Genomic DNA, 14,866 nt, shown 5'->3' on the forward strand with positions numbered 1-14,866 from the left:
TGGGAGCTATGAGCAACTTGTTGATCGATCGCGAGCTGGACGTGCCGCCCGCGACAGCGCCCGGCCTGACCGCGGCGGGTCGCGCGGTCCGGCGTACGAGGTTCTTGAACTGGGTCGCGGTGCACGCGGTGGCGGTCGCGGCGGCGTTGTTCTTCGTGCTGCCGTTCGTGTTCGTCTTTCTGACCGCGCTGATGAGCGACCAGCAGGCGCTGACCCGCAACCTGTGGCCGGACAGCTGGCACTGGGAGAACCTGCGCACGGTGTGGGAGACGCCAGGCTTCCTGACCTGGTGGAAGAACACCCTCCTGTACGCCGGCTTGGGCACCGCGCTGACTCTGCTTTCCAGCATCCCGGTCGCCTATGCGCTGGCCCGGTTCAAGTTCCGCGGCCGCAACTTCGCGATGCTGCTGGTGATCTCCACGATGATGCTGCCGCCCCAGGTCGTCATCGTGCCGATGTACCTGTTCTGGGCCAAACAGTTGCATCTCTCCGGGACGTTGTGGCCGCTGATCATCCCGATGGCGTTCACGGACGCGTTCTCGATCTTTCTGCTCCGGCAGTTCCTGCTGACCATTCCGAAGGAGTACGTCGACGCCGCGAAGGTGGACGGCTGCAGCGATTTCCGGGCGCTGGTGCGGGTCATCCTGCCGATGGCGAAGCCGGCTATTGCGGCGGTGGCGTTGTTCCAGTTCTTCTATTGTTGGAACGACTACTTCGGACCGCAGATCTACGCCAGTGAGAATCCGGCCGCCTGGACACTCAGCTACGGCCTGGAAAGCTTCAAGGGCGCCCACCACACGAACTGGAACCTCACCATGGCAGCGACCCTGCTGGTGATGGCGCCGGTGATCATCTTGTTCTTCTTCGCCCAAAAGGCCTTCATCGAAGGCGTCACACTCACAGGGGTCAAAGGTTGAAACTCACAGTCGTAGGCGGCGGATCCACCTACACACCTGAACTCATCGACGGCTTCGCCCGGCTGCGCGATTCGCTGCCGGTCTCCGAGCTGGTGCTGGTCGATCCGGCGGCCGACCGGCTCGAACTGGTCGGCGGACTGGCCCAGCGGATCTTCGCGAAACAAGGTCATCCGGGTCGCGTCGTCACCACGTCCGACCTGGACGAGGGGATCGAGGGCGCGGACGCGGTCCTGCTCCAACTGCGGGTCGGCGGGCAGGCGGCCCGCAACCAGGACGAGACCTGGCCGCTCGAATGTGGTTGCGTCGGCCAGGAGACGACCGGCGCAGGTGGCCTCGCGAAGGCGCTGCGTACGGTCCCCGTTGTACTCGACATCGCGGAGCGGGTCCGGCAGACGAATCCTGACGCGTGGATCATCGACTTCACCAACCCGGTCGGGATCGTCACCCGCGCGCTGTTGTCGCAGGGGCACAAGGCGGTCGGGCTCTGTAACGTCGCGATCGGGTTCCAGCGCCGGTTCGCCAAGTTCCTCGGCGTCGCGCCGGACGAGGTGGCGCTAGACCACGTCGGACTGAATCACCTCACCTGGGAGCGCGGTGTCACGGTCAACGGCGAGAACGTGCTGCCGAAGCTGCTGGCGAATCACGCCGCTGAGCTGGCCGACGACCTGCACCTGCCGGCCGAGTTGTTGCTGCAGCTCGGCGTAGTCCCGTCGTACTACCTGCGGTACTTCTACGCGCACGACGAGGTGGTCCGCGAGCTGCTGGAGAAGCCGTCGCGCGCTGCCGAGGTGGCGAAGATCGAGAAGGAACTGCTGGACCTGTACGCCGATCCGACGCTCGACGAGAAGCCGGCGTTGCTCGAGCAGCGCGGTGGCGCCTACTACTCGGAGGCCGCGGTCGCGCTCGCGTCGTCGCTGCTGAACGACACCGGTGACGTCCAGGTCGTCAACACCTTGAACAACGGGGCGTTGCCGTTCCTGCCGGACGACGCGGTGATCGAGGTGCCGGCGACGGTCGGAGCTGCCGGTACGACGCCGCTGCCGATCGCGCCGCTCGAACCGCTGTACGCGGGTCTGGTCGCGAACGTCACGGCGTACGAGACTCTTGCTCTGGAGGCGGCGCTGAAGGGTGGTGCGGAGAGGGTGTTCAACGCACTGCTGGCGCATCCACTGATCGGGCAGATCGAGTACGCGAACGCTCTGACCGACAAGCTGCTCGCGCACAACCGCGAGTACCTTCCGTGGGCGTGACGATGGCCGGCGACGCGCTGGTGCCTGGAGGTGTGCTCGCCTTCGACGCCGGCAACAGCAAGACCGACGTGGCCCTGGTGTCCGCGGACGGCCACGTGCTCGGTACCGCGCGTGGTGGTGGTTTCGAGCCGCACCTCGTCGGCGCGATGGCTGCGGTCCAAGGGCTCGCCCCCTTGGTCGCGGCGGCGGCACGAGAAGCCGGGTTCGTTCTCGGCGACAGGCCGCTGGTGCAGCAGATCGCGGCCTGTATGGCGAACGCGGACCTGCCGATCGAAGAGGAACGCCTCGCCGCGGCCTTCGAGTACGTCGGCTGGGCCGAGTCCGTGTACGTCACCAACGACACCTTCGCCTTACTCCGCGCGGGTGTCGACGAGCCGCGTGGCGTCGCGGTTGTCTGCGGCGCCGGTATCAACTGCGCCGGACTGCTACCAGACGGCCGTACTGCGCGGTTCGCGGCGGTCGGGAAGATCTCAGGCGACTGGGGTGGCGGCCAGCAGCTGGCCGACGAGGCCTTCTGGGCAGCGGCGCGAGCCGAAGACGGTCGAGGACCTGCGACGGCACTGACCACGGCACTTCCCGCGCACTACGGCGTCGAGTCGGTGACCGCGTTGATCGAGGCGCTGCACCTGGGAGACATCCCCGTGGCTCGACGCTTGGAAGCGGCTCCGGTGCTGTTCCAGGTCGCGGCCGGCGGCGATGCCGTGGCGGCGGACGTGGTTCGGTTCCAGGCGGAGGAGATCGTCGCGATGGCTGTCGTAGCGATGCGGCGTCTCGACGTACTGGACGAGCAGATCGATGTGGTGCTGGGCGGCGGCGTACTGACTGCTGGGCACCCGATGCTCATGGAGACCGTGGTGCGGCTGCTGTCGGCCGCCGCACCGAAGGCGGTGCCGCACGTGGTCGACGTACCGCCGGTTGTCGGTGCTGCTCTCCTGGGGCTGGACCGGACGAAGGCGGCTCCGACCGCGCATGCTCAACTCCGCGCTGCCTTCGCTCCACCACCGGCAGCCTGAGCAGTCCGGTGGTCCGGTCCTGACGCTGTGCCGGGCCGGACCATCCGGGCTAGCGGGCCAGGCGTCTGAGGGTGGTGGCGTAGCGGTGGGCGACGAACGCCTGGACCCGGCGGCCTGCTGGTCCGCCGAGACGGGTGTACCAGGTCGCTGGGCGGCTGTAGGCGAGGAGCCTGAAGAACACCTCGTCGCCCTCGCGAATGACAAGGAACGACTCCTCGCCTGCCTCGGGATGGCCGCTCAGGGTGCCGTAGGCGAAGCCGATGCGGTCCGGTTCGTCGACCGTCCACACCACGCGGCAGGGGACGGGGAGCCCGAGCGAGCCGACGCCGACGCGGCCGAGTGAGTTCGTGCCGATCACTGCGGGGCTGTCGGTGGCCATGATCCGTACGCCGGCGGCGCTGTGCATCTTCCAGCTCATCAACGCGTCGCCAGCCCGCCGGAACACCTCGTCACCGCGCCCGATCGGCTCCCTGTGCTCCAGCCGGTGATAGCCGACCGGCGTCGCATCCTGCCTGGTCGACCCGACCACGTCGTAGTTGAACCTCAACCCACCAAGATCAGCCAGCTTCATCCGCTTCCCTCCAACCTCCCGCCCAGTAACCCACTGAAGGCGAACTCAACCAGCCTCAGCTGCTTGAGGCCGGCACCGCCACCGCGTTCCCGGCCGAGCACCAGCTGCTTTCGAGGCCGGGAATCCCGCCTCAGCTGCTTTCGAGGCCGGGAATCCAGCCTCAGCTGCTTTTGAGGCCTGTGGTCTTGTCTTCTTTGAGGGCTTGGAAGAGGGCTTTGGCTTTGGCGGTGTCCCACTTCACGGCGGAGCCGTTCGGGGTGCTGAGGTTGGTGTCGGAGATCGGGACGGTCAGCGTGATGCCGTCACCCCCGCCGGCGACCGCCTTCATCGCGCGGGCGAACTTGAACAGGTCGAGCGGCCCCATGTCCTTGTCGATGGTGAGCGCGTCGGCACTCGACGTACCGACCTTGAAGTAGCGGATCGGGTTGAGGAACGTGCCCGGTCCGATCGCCTTGTCCGCCACGGCGCCGATCATCTCGCGCTGCCGCGCCACCCGGCCGAGGTCGCCCAGCGGATCGGAGTACCGGGCCCGGACGTAACCGAGCGCCTTGGTGCCGTCGAGTTGCTGGCAGCCCTTCGGCAGGTTGATGTGCGCCTTCTGGTCTTTCATTGCCTTGGGCAAGCACATCTTCACGCCGCCGACGCTGTCGATGATCGAGGCGAAGCCGCCGAAACCGATCTCGACGTAGTGGTCGATGTGCAGCCCGGTCACGCCTTCGATCGTCTGCACCAGGAGTTTGGCCTGGCCGTACGAGTACGCCGCGTTGATCTTGTTCTTCCCGTGCCCGGGGATCGGGACGTAGCTGTCCCGCGGGATGCTGATCAGCACCGGCGGCCCGGACTCGGGCACGTGCAGCACCATGATCGTGTCGGTCCGCTGACCGAGTGCGCTGCCGGTGCCGAGCTTCTTCTTGTCGGCGGCGCTGAGCCCTTCGCGGCTGTCGGAGCCGACCATCAGGTACGTCGTACCGGGCGTCTCGGCCGGCCGCTTGCCCGCTGGGAAGGCGTCCACCTTGTCGATCCGGCCCCACGCGTACAACGGGACGGCGATCAGCATCAGCACGAACAGCAGGACGATCAGACCGATCAGTCGGCCGACCCCGAAGCGGCGCTTCTTGCGGACGGGCTGTCTGCTGACGTAGCGCGGGTCGATGGGCTGCGGTTGACTCATACCCCGACCGTATCGGGAACCCGCGACTCACCGCGTCACCCCGACGGAGGGTTCCGCCCCGATACTTTCAGACCGCGAACCCACCCGGCCTCGGTCAAAAGGAGGATTTCCGTCCCCCGACCGAACCAAAGCGCCGGAACTCGCGAGGTGACTGTCCGACACGGGCGCTGAACAGCCTGCTGAAGTACGCCGGATCGTCGTACCCGACCTGCCGCCCGATCACCGCCACCGGAAGCTCCGACTCCGCCAGCAAGGTCTTCGCCTCGTTCAGCCGGGCCGTCAGCACGACTTCCTGCGGGGTCGATCCCGTCGCCCGCCGAACGGCTTCCCTGAGCTCGGCCAAGGACAACCCGAGTTCGGCGGCGTAGGCGTTCATGGTCGCGGGCTGGAGCGCGAGTCGACCCAACTGCTCAGCGACACCGTCCTGCTCGTCGTCAGCGGCAGCCGTGGCGATGAGGTCGAAGAGAGCGCCGACAGCCCGTACTTCGGGGGTGGGCGCGCGAGCGATGCCGAGCAGCCGGGTGAAGGCGCGCTCGACCGGCCGCGGGTCGGCGTACCGGCGTACCGGGCGGGTTTGGTCGAGTTGGCCGAGGGCGGTCAGCGCGTCGGTCGCGGGGCCGCCGAAGAGGGCCCACGCCTGATCCCACTGGGTGGCGGGGCGGTAGCCGTGCAGCACGCCCGGGAAGAGCCAGAGGAGCGCGGGGGCAGTGACTTCGTGGAGCGTGTGGTCGGGGCCGTGGAGGAGGTGGCCGGTGCCGTAGCGGAGCAGGACGACGGCGTGGCAGCCGAGTGCGCGTTCGTTGGATGCCGTGGTTCGCTGCTCGCCCGCTCCGAGGCAGAAGAGTCCAAGTCGGCGCTGGATTTCGTTGGGCGTGAAGTAGATCGACCAGTCGGTCATGGTGACAAGAGTCCAAGAAGTCGCTGCTGGAGTCCATTCACGGTGGGGACTTGGACCTGGTGAGATCGGGGTATGCCGACTTCCAACGGGTATCGCCTGGATGAATCTGCTCAGCGTTTCGGCCGGTTGGTCGCAGTACCGGAGCGAGAGGTGCGGGACCGGGAGGCGTTGCGGGCGCGGCTGGCCAGGGATGGGTATTTGTATCTGCGCGGGTTGCTGCCGGTGGCGGAGGTGCTGACGTTTCGGCGGTACTACTTCTCGAAGGTCGAACCTGTGGGCGACGATCTGGCCGGCTTCCGGCGGGTGCTGTTCGGGGAGGTCGTGCCGGGGGCGGAGTACGCCGCCTTCTGTTCGCAACCGGCGTTGCGGGGGTGGTTCGAGTGGTTCCTCGGTGGCGAGACGTTCTTGCACAAGCGGAAGATCATCCGCCGGACGCGGCCGGGCGAGAACGGGATCGGAACGGCGACGCAGGCGCACTACGACCTGGTCTATCTGCGCGAAGGGACCGACCAGGTGCTGTCCGCGTGGATCCCGCTCGGCGATTGCCCGGTGACACTCGGCGGGCTCACCTACCTCGAAGGCAGTCACCATCGGGTACTGCGTGAGGAGGCTGAGGGGCGGCTGAAGCGGCCGGCCGCGTCGATCACGGCCGATCTGCCGGGGCTGGCGGAGGAGTACGACGCGCGGTGGCTGGTCGCCGACTACGAGGCGGGCGACGTCGTGATCCACACGGCGCACACGATCCATGCGGCCCTCGACAACGTGTCCGAGACGACGAGACTGTCGACCGACATCCGCTACCAGCGAGCTGATGCTCCCGTGGACGAGCGCTGGCAGTCGGACTGGCACGACCGGGACAACCTCTGACCGGGTCGGGCTGCCGCGGACCGGCGGGAGATTTCGACCGGAATCCGGACTCCTCTCGCTAACGACATTCATTTCGGTTAAGGTTTTCGCGATCGGCCGGACGGCGGATGGGCAGCCGCACCGGGGATCCGAGTCTGAGGAGAACCGTGAATCGCAACGAGTTGGTCGCCGGTGTGGCATCGAAGGCGGGCATCCCGCGGAACCAGGCCGAGAAGGTCCTCGACGCGCTCGGCGACGTCGTCACCGAGGCCGTGCAGAAGGGCGACAAGGTCTCGCTGACCGGTCTGCTGAGCATCGAGCGGGTACTGCGCGCGCCGCGCACCGGCCGCAACCCGCAGACCGGCGAACCGCTGTCCATCCCGGCCGCCTACTCGGTCCGCCTCTCCTGCGGAAGCCGTCTCAAGGCAGCAGCCCGCGGCAACCTCCGCACCGTCAACTGACGCGAGCCGCCTCGAGCAGCCGCTCGCAGCAATCTCCGGACCGTCGACTGACGCAGCGCTTCGGCCGTCAGGGGCTCGGAAGCGAGGCTGACGTGGTGCCGAACCTGATCGGGTCGCAGTCCATGTGGTCGTGGTGACCCGAGACGGTCATCGCTGGGCCTGCTGGGAGCGGCGCCGCCGGGACGGCCGAGGCGGTGAGGCTGCCGAGCAGCAGGACCGAGAGTCCGAGTAGCGCCATGAGTGCGCGGCCGGCTTTGAGCGCTCCGTAGTACGGCATGGCGGGACCTCCTGGTCTGTGCCGGAGCCGCCTGGACGCGCTGAGTCGGCCGACGGAGCGGCTCCCTTCAATCTAGGCCAGCGTCCGCGCGAGGCGAACGGTTCAGCCGTAGCGGATTCCGGACTCCGGGTGGCTCCTCGCGCCGGGTACTGTCTGGCAGTGGGGTGTGTCGAACGATCGAACGAAACGGGAGCACCGATGACTGCTGGGGTCGAGTTCAACGACCTGTCCACGACCGTCCGGCCGCAGGACGATCTGTACCGGCATACGAACGGACCGTGGCTGGACCGGACCGAGATCCCTGCGGACAAGGCGATCTACGGTGCTTTCCACGCGCTCTGGGACACCGCCGAACTGGACGTCCGGGCGATCGTGGAGAAGGCCGCGAAGGCCGGTCATCCCGAGGGCAGCGAGGCGCGCAAGATCGGTGACCTCTACCAGTCGTTCATGGACGAGGAGCGGATCGAGAGCCTCGGCGCGACTCCGATCGCCGATCAGCTCGACGTGGTCGCCTCCGCCAAGGATCTGAACGGTTTCCTCGAGGCGCTCGGCAAGCTCGAACTCCAGGGCGTCCCCGGGCTCTTCTACTACGGCGTCGACGCGGACGCCAAGAAGTCCGACGAGTACATCGTCCATGTCATGCAGGGCGGCCTGAGCCTGCCCGACGAGTCGTACTACCGCGATGACAAATTCGCGGACGAACGTACGGCGTACGTCGCGCATGTGACCCGGATGCTCGAACTGGCCGGCCTGCCCGATCCCGCCGGCGCCGCCGAGCGGATCATGGCGCTGGAGACGCGGCTCGCCGCTGCGCATTGGGACCGGGTGAAGGACCGCGATGTCACCCTCACCTACAACAAGCTCGACCGGGCCGGCCTGGACGAGCTGACTCCGGGATTCGACTGGTCGGTCTGGCTGGCGGGCGCCGGCGTACCGGAGAGCGCGTTCGCTTCGCTCATCGTGCGTGAGCCTTCGTACCTGACCGCGGCGGCTTCCGCGCTGCAGGAGCTCGACCTCGAGGACTGGAAGGTCTGGCTCAGCTGGCGGATCGTGCACAGCGCCGCCCCGCTGCTGAGCAAGGCCTTCGTCGACGAGAACTTCGCCTTCTACGGCAGGGTTCTGACGGGCGCACCGGAGCTGCGTGCGCGCTGGAAGCGGGGCCTCGGCGTCGTCGAGTCCGCGCTCGGTGAAGCGCTCGGCCAGCTGTACGTCGCGGAGCACTTCCCGCCGGTCGCCAAGGCCCGCATGGTCGAACTGGTCGCGAACCTGGTCGAGGCGTATCGGCAGCGGATCAACGCGGTGGAGTGGATGAGCCCGGAGACGCGGCAGCGGGCGCTCGACAAGCTCGGCCGGTTCACGCCGAAGATCGGCTACCCGGACAAGTGGAAGGACTACAGCGCCCTCGAGATCCGGGTCGACGACCTGGTCGGCAACCTCCGCCGCTCCACGGCCGTCGAGACCGAGCGCGACCTGGCCAAGCTCGGCAAGCCGGTCGACCGGACCGAGTGGCAGATGACGCCGCAGACCGTGAACGCGTACTACAACCCGCGGATGAACGAGATCGTCTTCCCGGCCGGCATCCTGCAACCGCCGTTCTTCCACCTCGACGCCGACGACGCGGTCAACTACGGCGCGATCGGCGCGGTGATCGGGCACGAGATCGGTCACGGGTTCGACGACCAGGGCTCGAAGTACGACGGCGAGGGCAATCTGAACGACTGGTGGACCGACGACGACCGGGCCGCCTTCGAGCAGCGGGCCGGCAAACTCACCGAGCAGTACAACGCGCTGGAGCCGACGGAGGCCCCTGGTCACAAGGTGAACGGCGCGCTCACGCTGGGCGAGAACATCGGTGATCTCGGCGGCTTGTCGATCGCCTACACGGCGTACCGGATCTCGCTCGGTGACGCCCCGGCGCCGGTCGTCGACGGCATCCCCGGCGAACGCCGCTTCTTCCTCGCCTGGGCCGCCGCCTGGTCCACCAAGACCCGCGAGGCCGAAGTCATCCGCCGCCTCGCCCTCGACCCGCACTCCCCGCCGGAGTTCCGCTGCAACGCGGTCGTCCGCAACCTCGACGAATTCCACACCGCCTTCGAGGTAGCCCCGTCCGACAAGATGTGGCTGGACGAAGAAGACCGCGTCCGCATCTGGTAAACCCCTTGTACTGCGGGAGATCTGCCCACGCGGGCCTCCCGCAGTACGCTCCTTCGGCGCACCCTGCTCCGGCCGCTCCCACCCACCCCAAGCCCGCCGCTCCCCGTCGCGGCGCCCGGCTGCGGGTCGCGCTCCTGCCGGACGCGTTGTCCTACGCGACTACTTGCGCCAAGGCATGTGTTGGAGGGTCCACGTGTTGCCGTCCGGGTCGGCGAACCACGCGTAGAAGACGCCGCCCGCGTCCTCCACCGGCGCGACATCGACGCCACGATCGACCAGTTCCTGGCGAGCGGCCTCGATGTCGGCGACCACGAGGTGCAATCCGCGCAAGGACCCCACCGGCATGTCCATCTGCGGCAGCCCGGTGCTCAACGTGATCGAGCAGTACGAGCCCGGCGGCGTGAGCTGAACGATGCGGACTCCGTCAGCCGGGCTCACGTCGACATCGACCTTGAAGCCGAGCTTCTCGGTGTAGAACGCCTTCGACCGGTCGAGGTCACTGACCGGCACGAGCACGAGCTCCAGCAGGAAGGCGCCAGGGCGGACCTCGGGCGTCGGGTTGTCTGTCATCACAAGCCAATCTGTCGCGAACGGTGGGACAAGTCAGGCGGATGCCCGTCTCGCTGCTGGAAGTGGAAACAAATTTGCAGATACCGATTGATTGTTTCCAGCGAACAGCCTCAGCAGTCACGTCGGAACAGATCGGCCGATCTCGACATGCCTCCGGCGGGGCCTGAAGGTGCAGCGCACTCGGTAGGCAACAGCCCGCACCTGGGCGCGAGCCGCGGCGGAGGAGCGGCGGGGTGAGGTGGGGTGGGGTGGGTGGGAGCGGCCGGAGTAGGGAGCGACGGACGAGCGGACTGCGGGAGGTCGCGTGGGCTGCCTCCCGCAGTACTCGGCGAGTTAGGAGGCCATCCAAGTTTGGAGGGCTTCTACGTCTCGGGGCATGGCGCCGGAGAGGTTTTCGGTGCCTTCGGCGGTGATGAGGATGTCGTCCTCGATGCGGATGCCGATGCCGCGGAGGTCTTCGGGGACGGTGAGGTCCTCGGCCTGGAAGTAGAGGCCCGGCTCGACGGTGAGGACGTAGCCGGCTTCGACGTTGCCCTTGTTGTACTTCTCGTTGCGGGCGGCGGCGCAGTCGTGGACGTCGAGGCCGAGCATGTGGCTGACGCCGTGCAGGGTGTAGCGCTGGTAGATGCCGCTGCTCGGGTCGAGCGCCTCGTCGGCGGAGACCGGGAGCAGTTCCATCTGCTCGAGCCCACGGACCAGTACTTCGATGGCCGCGTTGTGGCCGGAGCGGAACGGTACGCCGGGGCGCAGGGCGGCGATGCCGGCGTTCTGGGCGTCGAGGACCAGTTGGTAGAGGTCACGCTGACGCGGGGTGAACTCGCCGCTGACCGGGAGGGTGCGGGTGATGTCCGCGGTGTACAGGTTGCGGTTCTCCACGCCCATGTCGAGCAGCATCAGGGTGCCGTTGTTCACCGGGCCGTCGTTCTCGATCCAGTGCAGCGTGGTCGCGTGCGGGCCGGCGGCGGCGATCGAGGTGTACCCGACGTCGTTGCCTTCCGCGCGAGCACGCCGCCAGAAGGTGCCCTCGATCCAGCGCTCGCCGTACTTGCGGACCTGGTCCATCTCGCTCAGTACGTCGGAGAAGCCGCGGTGCGTGATCGCGCAGGCGTCGCGGAGCTGCTCGAGCTCGAACGCGTCCTTGACCAGCCGCAGCTCGGACAAGGTGAACGCGAGTTCGGCGTCGCGCTCGGCGTCGAGGCCGAGCCCGCTGAGCAGCGAGCCGATCGAGTGTTCCTCGCCACGGCGGACCCGGGTCGGTACATCGCTCTTCAGCGCGCCGGCCAGCTGGTCGACGTGCCGGGTCTCGATCCCGAACTCCCGGGCGGTCTCGGTCAGCGACGGACGGCGGCCGGCCCACAACTCGCCGTACATCCGGTCGCGCCAGAACTCCTCGCCCTCGGCGCGGTCCGCGCGGGGCCGGAAGTACAGCACCGAGTCGTGGCCGTTGGTGCCGTTCGGCTCGAGCACGAGGACCGCGTCGGAGGTCTGGTCGCCGACCAGCCAGACGTAGTCGGTGTGCGGGCGGAACACGTAGTCCGTGTCGTTGGAGCGCACCTTGTAGGTGCCGGCCGGGATCACCAGCCGCTCACCGGGGAAGGCCCGCGAGAGCGCGTCCCGGCGCTTCGAGGCCCACGGGCCGACCTCACTGAGCGCGACGTCGGCGCGCTCGATGTCGCCCCAGCCGGAGTTCATGAACTGGCGCAGTTTTTCCTGCGGCTCGTTGTCGTGCGTCGCCGTCTTCGGAGCGTTCTCCGTGCTTTCCGTCATCGTCGACCTGTCCTCGTCGTCTGCGCCTGATCGTCAGCGCGTGTGCAGTTGATCGCCGCGGAGCGTGCCGGTGTCGGGCAGGGCTTCGGCGGGGTCCGAGCCGATGCGGGTGATCGCATTGCGCTCGTCCACGAAGACTACGCTCGGTTCGAAGAGCTTCGCCTCGGCGGTGTCGAACATCCCGTACGCGATCAGGATGACCAGGTCGCCGGGGTGGATCAGGTGCGCGGCGGCGCCGTTGATGCCGACGATGCCGGAGTCGCGGGGACCTTCGATCAGGTACGTCGACAGCCGGTTGCCGTTGGTGATGTCGACGATGTCGACCTTCTCGCCGGGCAGCAGGTTCGCCGCCTCCATCAGCGTCGCGTCCAGCGTGCAGGACCCGACATAGTCCAGGTCCGCCTGGGTGACGGTCGCCCGGTGCACCTTGGACTTCATCATCTCGCGCAACATGGCGCTCATCATCCAGCCCACCCCCACCCCTGTCAGTGGCAGCCGTCACCTTCCAGTCACAGGAGAAAAGAAAGCAAGGGAAGGAAAGCGGTAGGGCGGAGGGGAGGTGGCGGTCACCTTCCTTCCCTCCCGGGGAAGGAAGGCGGTAGGGCGGAGGCGAGGTGGCGGTCACCTTCCTTCCCTCCCGGGGAAGGAAGGCGGCAGGGCGGAGGGGAGGTGGTGGTCACCTTCCTTTCCCTCCCGGGGGAAGGAAAGGAAGTGGAGCGGTCGGTCAGCGGCCGGCCAGCTCGGGGATGCGCGGGCCGGTAGGGGCCGGGCGGGGGCGCAGGGAGTCGCCTTCGATGTCGACGTTCGGCAGGAGGCGGTCGAGCCAGCGGGGGAGCCACCAGGCGGACTTGCCGAGAAGGGCCATCACCGCTGGGACGATGGTCATCCGGACGACGAAGGCGTCGACGAAGACGGCGAAGGCCAAGCCGAAGCCGATCTCGCGGACCAGGGTTTCGCTGGAGAGGATGAAGCCGGAGAAGACGGCGATCATGATGATCGCGGCGGCCGTGACGACCCGGGAACCGTGGCTGAAGCCTTCGACGACGGCGCGGACCGGGCCGGCGCCGTGGACGTGTTGCTCACGCATCCTGGTGACCAGGAAGACCTGGTAGTCCATCGCGAGTCCGAAGACGACGCCGACCAGGAACACCGGCAGCATGCTGATCACCGGTCCGGTCTGGCCGGTGATACCGAACAGGCCGGCGAGCCATCCCCACTGGAAGACCGCGACCAGCGCACCGAAGGTGGAGGCCACCGTGAGCAGGAAGCCGAGGGTCGCCTTCAGTGGCACCAGCACGGATCGGAAGACCACCATCAGCAGCAGGAACGCGAGCCCGATCACCAAGGCCAGATAGGGGATCAGCGCCGACCCGAGCTTGGCGGAGATGTCGATGTTGAACGCGGTCGCGCCGGTGACCGAGACCTGCGTGCCACCGATGGACGGTACGTCGCGGATCGCCTTGACGAGATCCTTCGTCTGCGCCGTACTCGGTCCGCTGGCCGGGATGACCCGCAGGATCGCCGTGTCGCCGGCCTGGTTGAACGTTGCCGGAGTGACCGCGGTGACGTCGGGGAGTCCCTTGATCGTGTTCTCGATCCGGGCTGCGGCTCCCTTCGGGTCCGCGGCGTCGGCGCCGTCGACGACCACCATCAAGGGTCCGTTGAAGCCAGGACCGAATCCCTCGGACAGCGTGTCGTACGCCTTGCGCTGGGTCGACGAAGGTGCCGCCGAGCTGTCGTCGGGCAACCCGAGCTGCAGGTCGAGAGCCGGTACTGCGATGCCGCCGAGTCCCAGCACCGCGATCAGCAGGACGGCGACCGGGCGGCGCGTGACGAAGCCGGCCCATCGCCGGCCGACGGTCGGTTTGTCGGCTGCCTCGGGGTCGGGGGTCTTCAGGAACGGGATCTTGCCGCCGAGCACCCGGTGCCCGGCGACGCCCAGTAGCGCGGGGAGCAGGGTCACAGCAATGGCTACGGCTACGACGACGGTGAATGCTGCTGCCAGCCCCATCTGGGTCAGGAACGGGATCCCGACGACCGACAGGCCGGCCAACGCGATCACGACCGTCAGACCGGCGAAGACCACCGCGGAACCCGCCGTACCGGCTGCGTGCCCGACCGCTTCCTCGGGCTCCTTGCCGATGGCGATCTCGTGCCGGTACCGGGACATGATGAACAAGGCGTAGTCGATGCTGACCGCGAGGCCGATCATGAACGCCAGGATCGGCGTCCCCGAACCGATGTCGACGAAGCCGCTCGCGGTGGTGATCCCGGCGGCACCGATGCCGACACCGATGATTGCCGCCAGCAACGGAAGTCCGGCGGCGACGAGCGAGCCGAAGGTGATCATCAGGACCACCGCCGCGACGCCGAGACCGATCACCTCGGTCAGGTTCTGCTGCTCCTGCGCCTGCATCGCATCCCCGCCGTACTCGACGCTGAGCCCGGCGGCCCGGGCCGGCTCGGTCGCGGTCTCGACGGCGGATCTGTCCTGCTCGGTCAGCGCGTCGGCGGGCACCTTGTAGGTGACCTCGGCGAAGCCGGTCCGGCCATCCGGGGCGATCGTGCCGGCCTTGAACGGGTCCGCCACCTGTTGCACCTGCGGACCGGTCGCCAGCTTGCCCACGACCTGCTCGACGACGGACTTGGTGGCCGGGTCGCTGAGCTTGTGCCCGGTCGGCGCCTGTAGGACGACCCGGGCGGTGGCCCCGTCGGCCGACACCTGTGGGAACCGCTCCTGCAGCAGATCGACGGCCCGCTGCGATTCGGTCCCGGGGATGGAGAATCCGGTGGCGGTCGGGCCGGACAGGGTGGCCGCGCCGACCCCGGCGATGGCCAGCAGAGCCAGCCAGAACATGATGACGAGTCTGCGGCGCCGGAAGGCGAACCGGCCGAGCCGGTACAGGATGGTAGCCATACCGACGATCGTTGCCGTGGGCCCTGGTAACCCGCGTCTGCCACCAGTCGGCTC

At 68.0% G+C, this 14,866-nt stretch carries 14 protein-coding genes; 6 read left to right on the plus strand and 8 right to left on the minus strand.

Annotated elements, in window-relative coordinates:
- Positions 1-8 precede the first annotated feature (8 nt).
- From DIZ26_RS26210 to DIZ26_RS26220, 3 genes are read left to right on the plus strand one after another with little or no spacing between them, the layout of a single operon-like run.
- Positions 9-917 carry a carbohydrate ABC transporter permease gene (locus tag DIZ26_RS26210; RefSeq protein WP_112246174.1) on the plus strand — a complete coding sequence of 303 codons (909 nt, stop codon included), beginning with the start codon at positions 9-11 and terminating at the stop codon, positions 915-917.
- Positions 914-2,167, plus strand: a complete 1,254-nt coding sequence (locus tag DIZ26_RS26215; RefSeq protein WP_112246176.1) for a 6-phospho-beta-glucosidase — start codon at positions 914-916, stop codon at positions 2,165-2,167. Before DIZ26_RS26210 ends, DIZ26_RS26215 begins: the two co-directional genes overlap by 4 nt.
- A 2-nt stretch (positions 2,168-2,169) precedes the next feature.
- Positions 2,170-3,180 (plus strand): N-acetylglucosamine kinase, encoded by a 1,011-nt coding sequence (locus DIZ26_RS26220; RefSeq protein ID WP_112247101.1) that lies wholly within the window; start codon positions 2,170-2,172, stop codon positions 3,178-3,180.
- 49 nt (positions 3,181-3,229) lie between these two features.
- Here the strand turns inward: DIZ26_RS26220 and DIZ26_RS26225 are convergent, their stop codons facing one another.
- From DIZ26_RS26225 to DIZ26_RS26235, 3 genes are all read right to left on the minus strand, one after another.
- Entirely contained in the window at positions 3,230-3,751 is a 522-nt protein-coding gene (locus tag DIZ26_RS26225) for a DUF1990 family protein (protein WP_112246177.1), read from the minus strand.
- Between the two features lie 160 nt (positions 3,752-3,911).
- Positions 3,912-4,922, minus strand: a complete 1,011-nt coding sequence (locus DIZ26_RS26230; RefSeq protein WP_112246179.1) for an LCP family protein — start codon at positions 4,920-4,922, stop codon at positions 3,912-3,914.
- 94 nt (positions 4,923-5,016) lie between these two features.
- On the minus strand, positions 5,017-5,820 hold the full coding sequence (locus DIZ26_RS26235) for a helix-turn-helix domain-containing protein (RefSeq protein WP_112246181.1): 804 nt from the start codon (positions 5,818-5,820) through the stop codon (positions 5,017-5,019).
- A 72-nt stretch (positions 5,821-5,892) separates the two neighbouring features.
- Between DIZ26_RS26235 and DIZ26_RS26240 the strand changes: the two genes are divergently transcribed.
- Both DIZ26_RS26240 and DIZ26_RS26245 read left to right on the plus strand, forming a co-directional pair.
- A complete protein-coding gene (locus tag DIZ26_RS26240; protein ID WP_112246183.1) occupies positions 5,893-6,687 on the plus strand; it encodes a phytanoyl-CoA dioxygenase family protein in 795 nt (264 codons plus the stop codon).
- 146 nt (positions 6,688-6,833) lie between these two features.
- Positions 6,834-7,127 carry an HU family DNA-binding protein gene (locus tag DIZ26_RS26245; protein ID WP_112246185.1) on the plus strand — a complete coding sequence of 98 codons (294 nt, stop codon included), beginning with the start codon at positions 6,834-6,836 and terminating at the stop codon, positions 7,125-7,127.
- A 67-nt stretch (positions 7,128-7,194) separates the two neighbouring features.
- Here DIZ26_RS26245 and DIZ26_RS26250 read toward each other — a convergent pair whose 3' ends face one another.
- Complete coding sequence (locus tag DIZ26_RS26250; RefSeq protein WP_112246187.1) at positions 7,195-7,404, minus strand: hypothetical protein; 210 nt, start codon at positions 7,402-7,404, stop codon at positions 7,195-7,197.
- Between the two features lie 198 nt (positions 7,405-7,602).
- Between DIZ26_RS26250 and DIZ26_RS26255 the strand changes: the two genes are divergently transcribed.
- The gene (locus tag DIZ26_RS26255) at positions 7,603-9,558 is read left to right on the plus strand and encodes a M13 family metallopeptidase (RefSeq protein ID WP_112246189.1); all 1,956 of its coding nucleotides are present in this window, start codon (positions 7,603-7,605) and stop codon (positions 9,556-9,558) included.
- Positions 9,559-9,717: 159 nt separating this feature from the next.
- Here DIZ26_RS26255 and DIZ26_RS26260 read toward each other — a convergent pair whose 3' ends face one another.
- From DIZ26_RS26260 to DIZ26_RS26275, 4 genes are all read right to left on the minus strand, one after another.
- Positions 9,718-10,128: a VOC family protein gene (locus tag DIZ26_RS26260; RefSeq protein WP_112246191.1), complete on the minus strand. Its 411-nt coding sequence runs from the start codon at positions 10,126-10,128 to the stop codon at positions 9,718-9,720.
- Positions 10,129-10,461: 333 nt separating this feature from the next.
- Positions 10,462-11,895, minus strand: coding sequence for an aminopeptidase P family protein (locus DIZ26_RS26265; protein ID WP_112246193.1), 1,434 nt, complete (start codon positions 11,893-11,895; stop codon positions 10,462-10,464).
- A 33-nt stretch (positions 11,896-11,928) separates the two neighbouring features.
- Positions 11,929-12,348: an aspartate 1-decarboxylase gene (gene panD / locus DIZ26_RS26270; protein ID WP_112246195.1), complete on the minus strand. Its 420-nt coding sequence runs from the start codon at positions 12,346-12,348 to the stop codon at positions 11,929-11,931.
- A gap of 271 nt (positions 12,349-12,619) precedes the next feature.
- A complete protein-coding gene (locus DIZ26_RS26275; RefSeq protein ID WP_112246197.1) occupies positions 12,620-14,812 on the minus strand; it encodes an MMPL family transporter in 2,193 nt (730 codons plus the stop codon).
- Positions 14,813-14,866 lie beyond the last annotated feature (54 nt).

This window comes from Kribbella monticola (genome assembly GCF_003261635.1).
Classification (GTDB): Bacteria; Actinomycetota; Actinomycetes; order Propionibacteriales; family Kribbellaceae; genus Kribbella; species Kribbella monticola.

What these genes read in the sequence shown, in the direction of transcription:
- DIZ26_RS26225 (WP_112246177.1), bottom strand. Translation starts at nt 3,751, where the DNA reads ATGAAGCTGGCTGATCTTGGTGGGTTGAGGTTCAACTACGACGTGGTC.
- DIZ26_RS26220 (WP_112247101.1), top strand. Translation starts at nt 2,170, where the DNA reads ATGGCCGGCGACGCGCTGGTGCCTGGAGGTGTGCTCGCCTTCGACGCC.
- DIZ26_RS26240 (WP_112246183.1), top strand. Translation starts at nt 5,893, where the DNA reads ATGCCGACTTCCAACGGGTATCGCCTGGATGAATCTGCTCAGCGTTTC.
- panD (WP_112246195.1), bottom strand. Translation starts at nt 12,348, where the DNA reads ATGTTGCGCGAGATGATGAAGTCCAAGGTGCACCGGGCGACCGTCACC.
- DIZ26_RS26250 (WP_112246187.1), bottom strand. Translation starts at nt 7,404, where the DNA reads ATGCCGTACTACGGAGCGCTCAAAGCCGGCCGCGCACTCATGGCGCTA.
- DIZ26_RS26230 (WP_112246179.1), bottom strand. Translation starts at nt 4,922, where the DNA reads ATGAGTCAACCGCAGCCCATCGACCCGCGCTACGTCAGCAGACAGCCC.
- DIZ26_RS26260 (WP_112246191.1), bottom strand. Translation starts at nt 10,128, where the DNA reads ATGACAGACAACCCGACGCCCGAGGTCCGCCCTGGCGCCTTCCTGCTG.
- DIZ26_RS26235 (WP_112246181.1), bottom strand. Translation starts at nt 5,820, where the DNA reads ATGACCGACTGGTCGATCTACTTCACGCCCAACGAAATCCAGCGCCGA.
- DIZ26_RS26275 (WP_112246197.1), bottom strand. Translation starts at nt 14,812, where the DNA reads ATGGCTACCATCCTGTACCGGCTCGGCCGGTTCGCCTTCCGGCGCCGC.
- DIZ26_RS26255 (WP_112246189.1), top strand. Translation starts at nt 7,603, where the DNA reads ATGACTGCTGGGGTCGAGTTCAACGACCTGTCCACGACCGTCCGGCCG.
- DIZ26_RS26210 (WP_112246174.1), top strand. Translation starts at nt 9, where the DNA reads ATGAGCAACTTGTTGATCGATCGCGAGCTGGACGTGCCGCCCGCGACA.
- DIZ26_RS26265 (WP_112246193.1), bottom strand. Translation starts at nt 11,895, where the DNA reads ATGACGGAAAGCACGGAGAACGCTCCGAAGACGGCGACGCACGACAAC.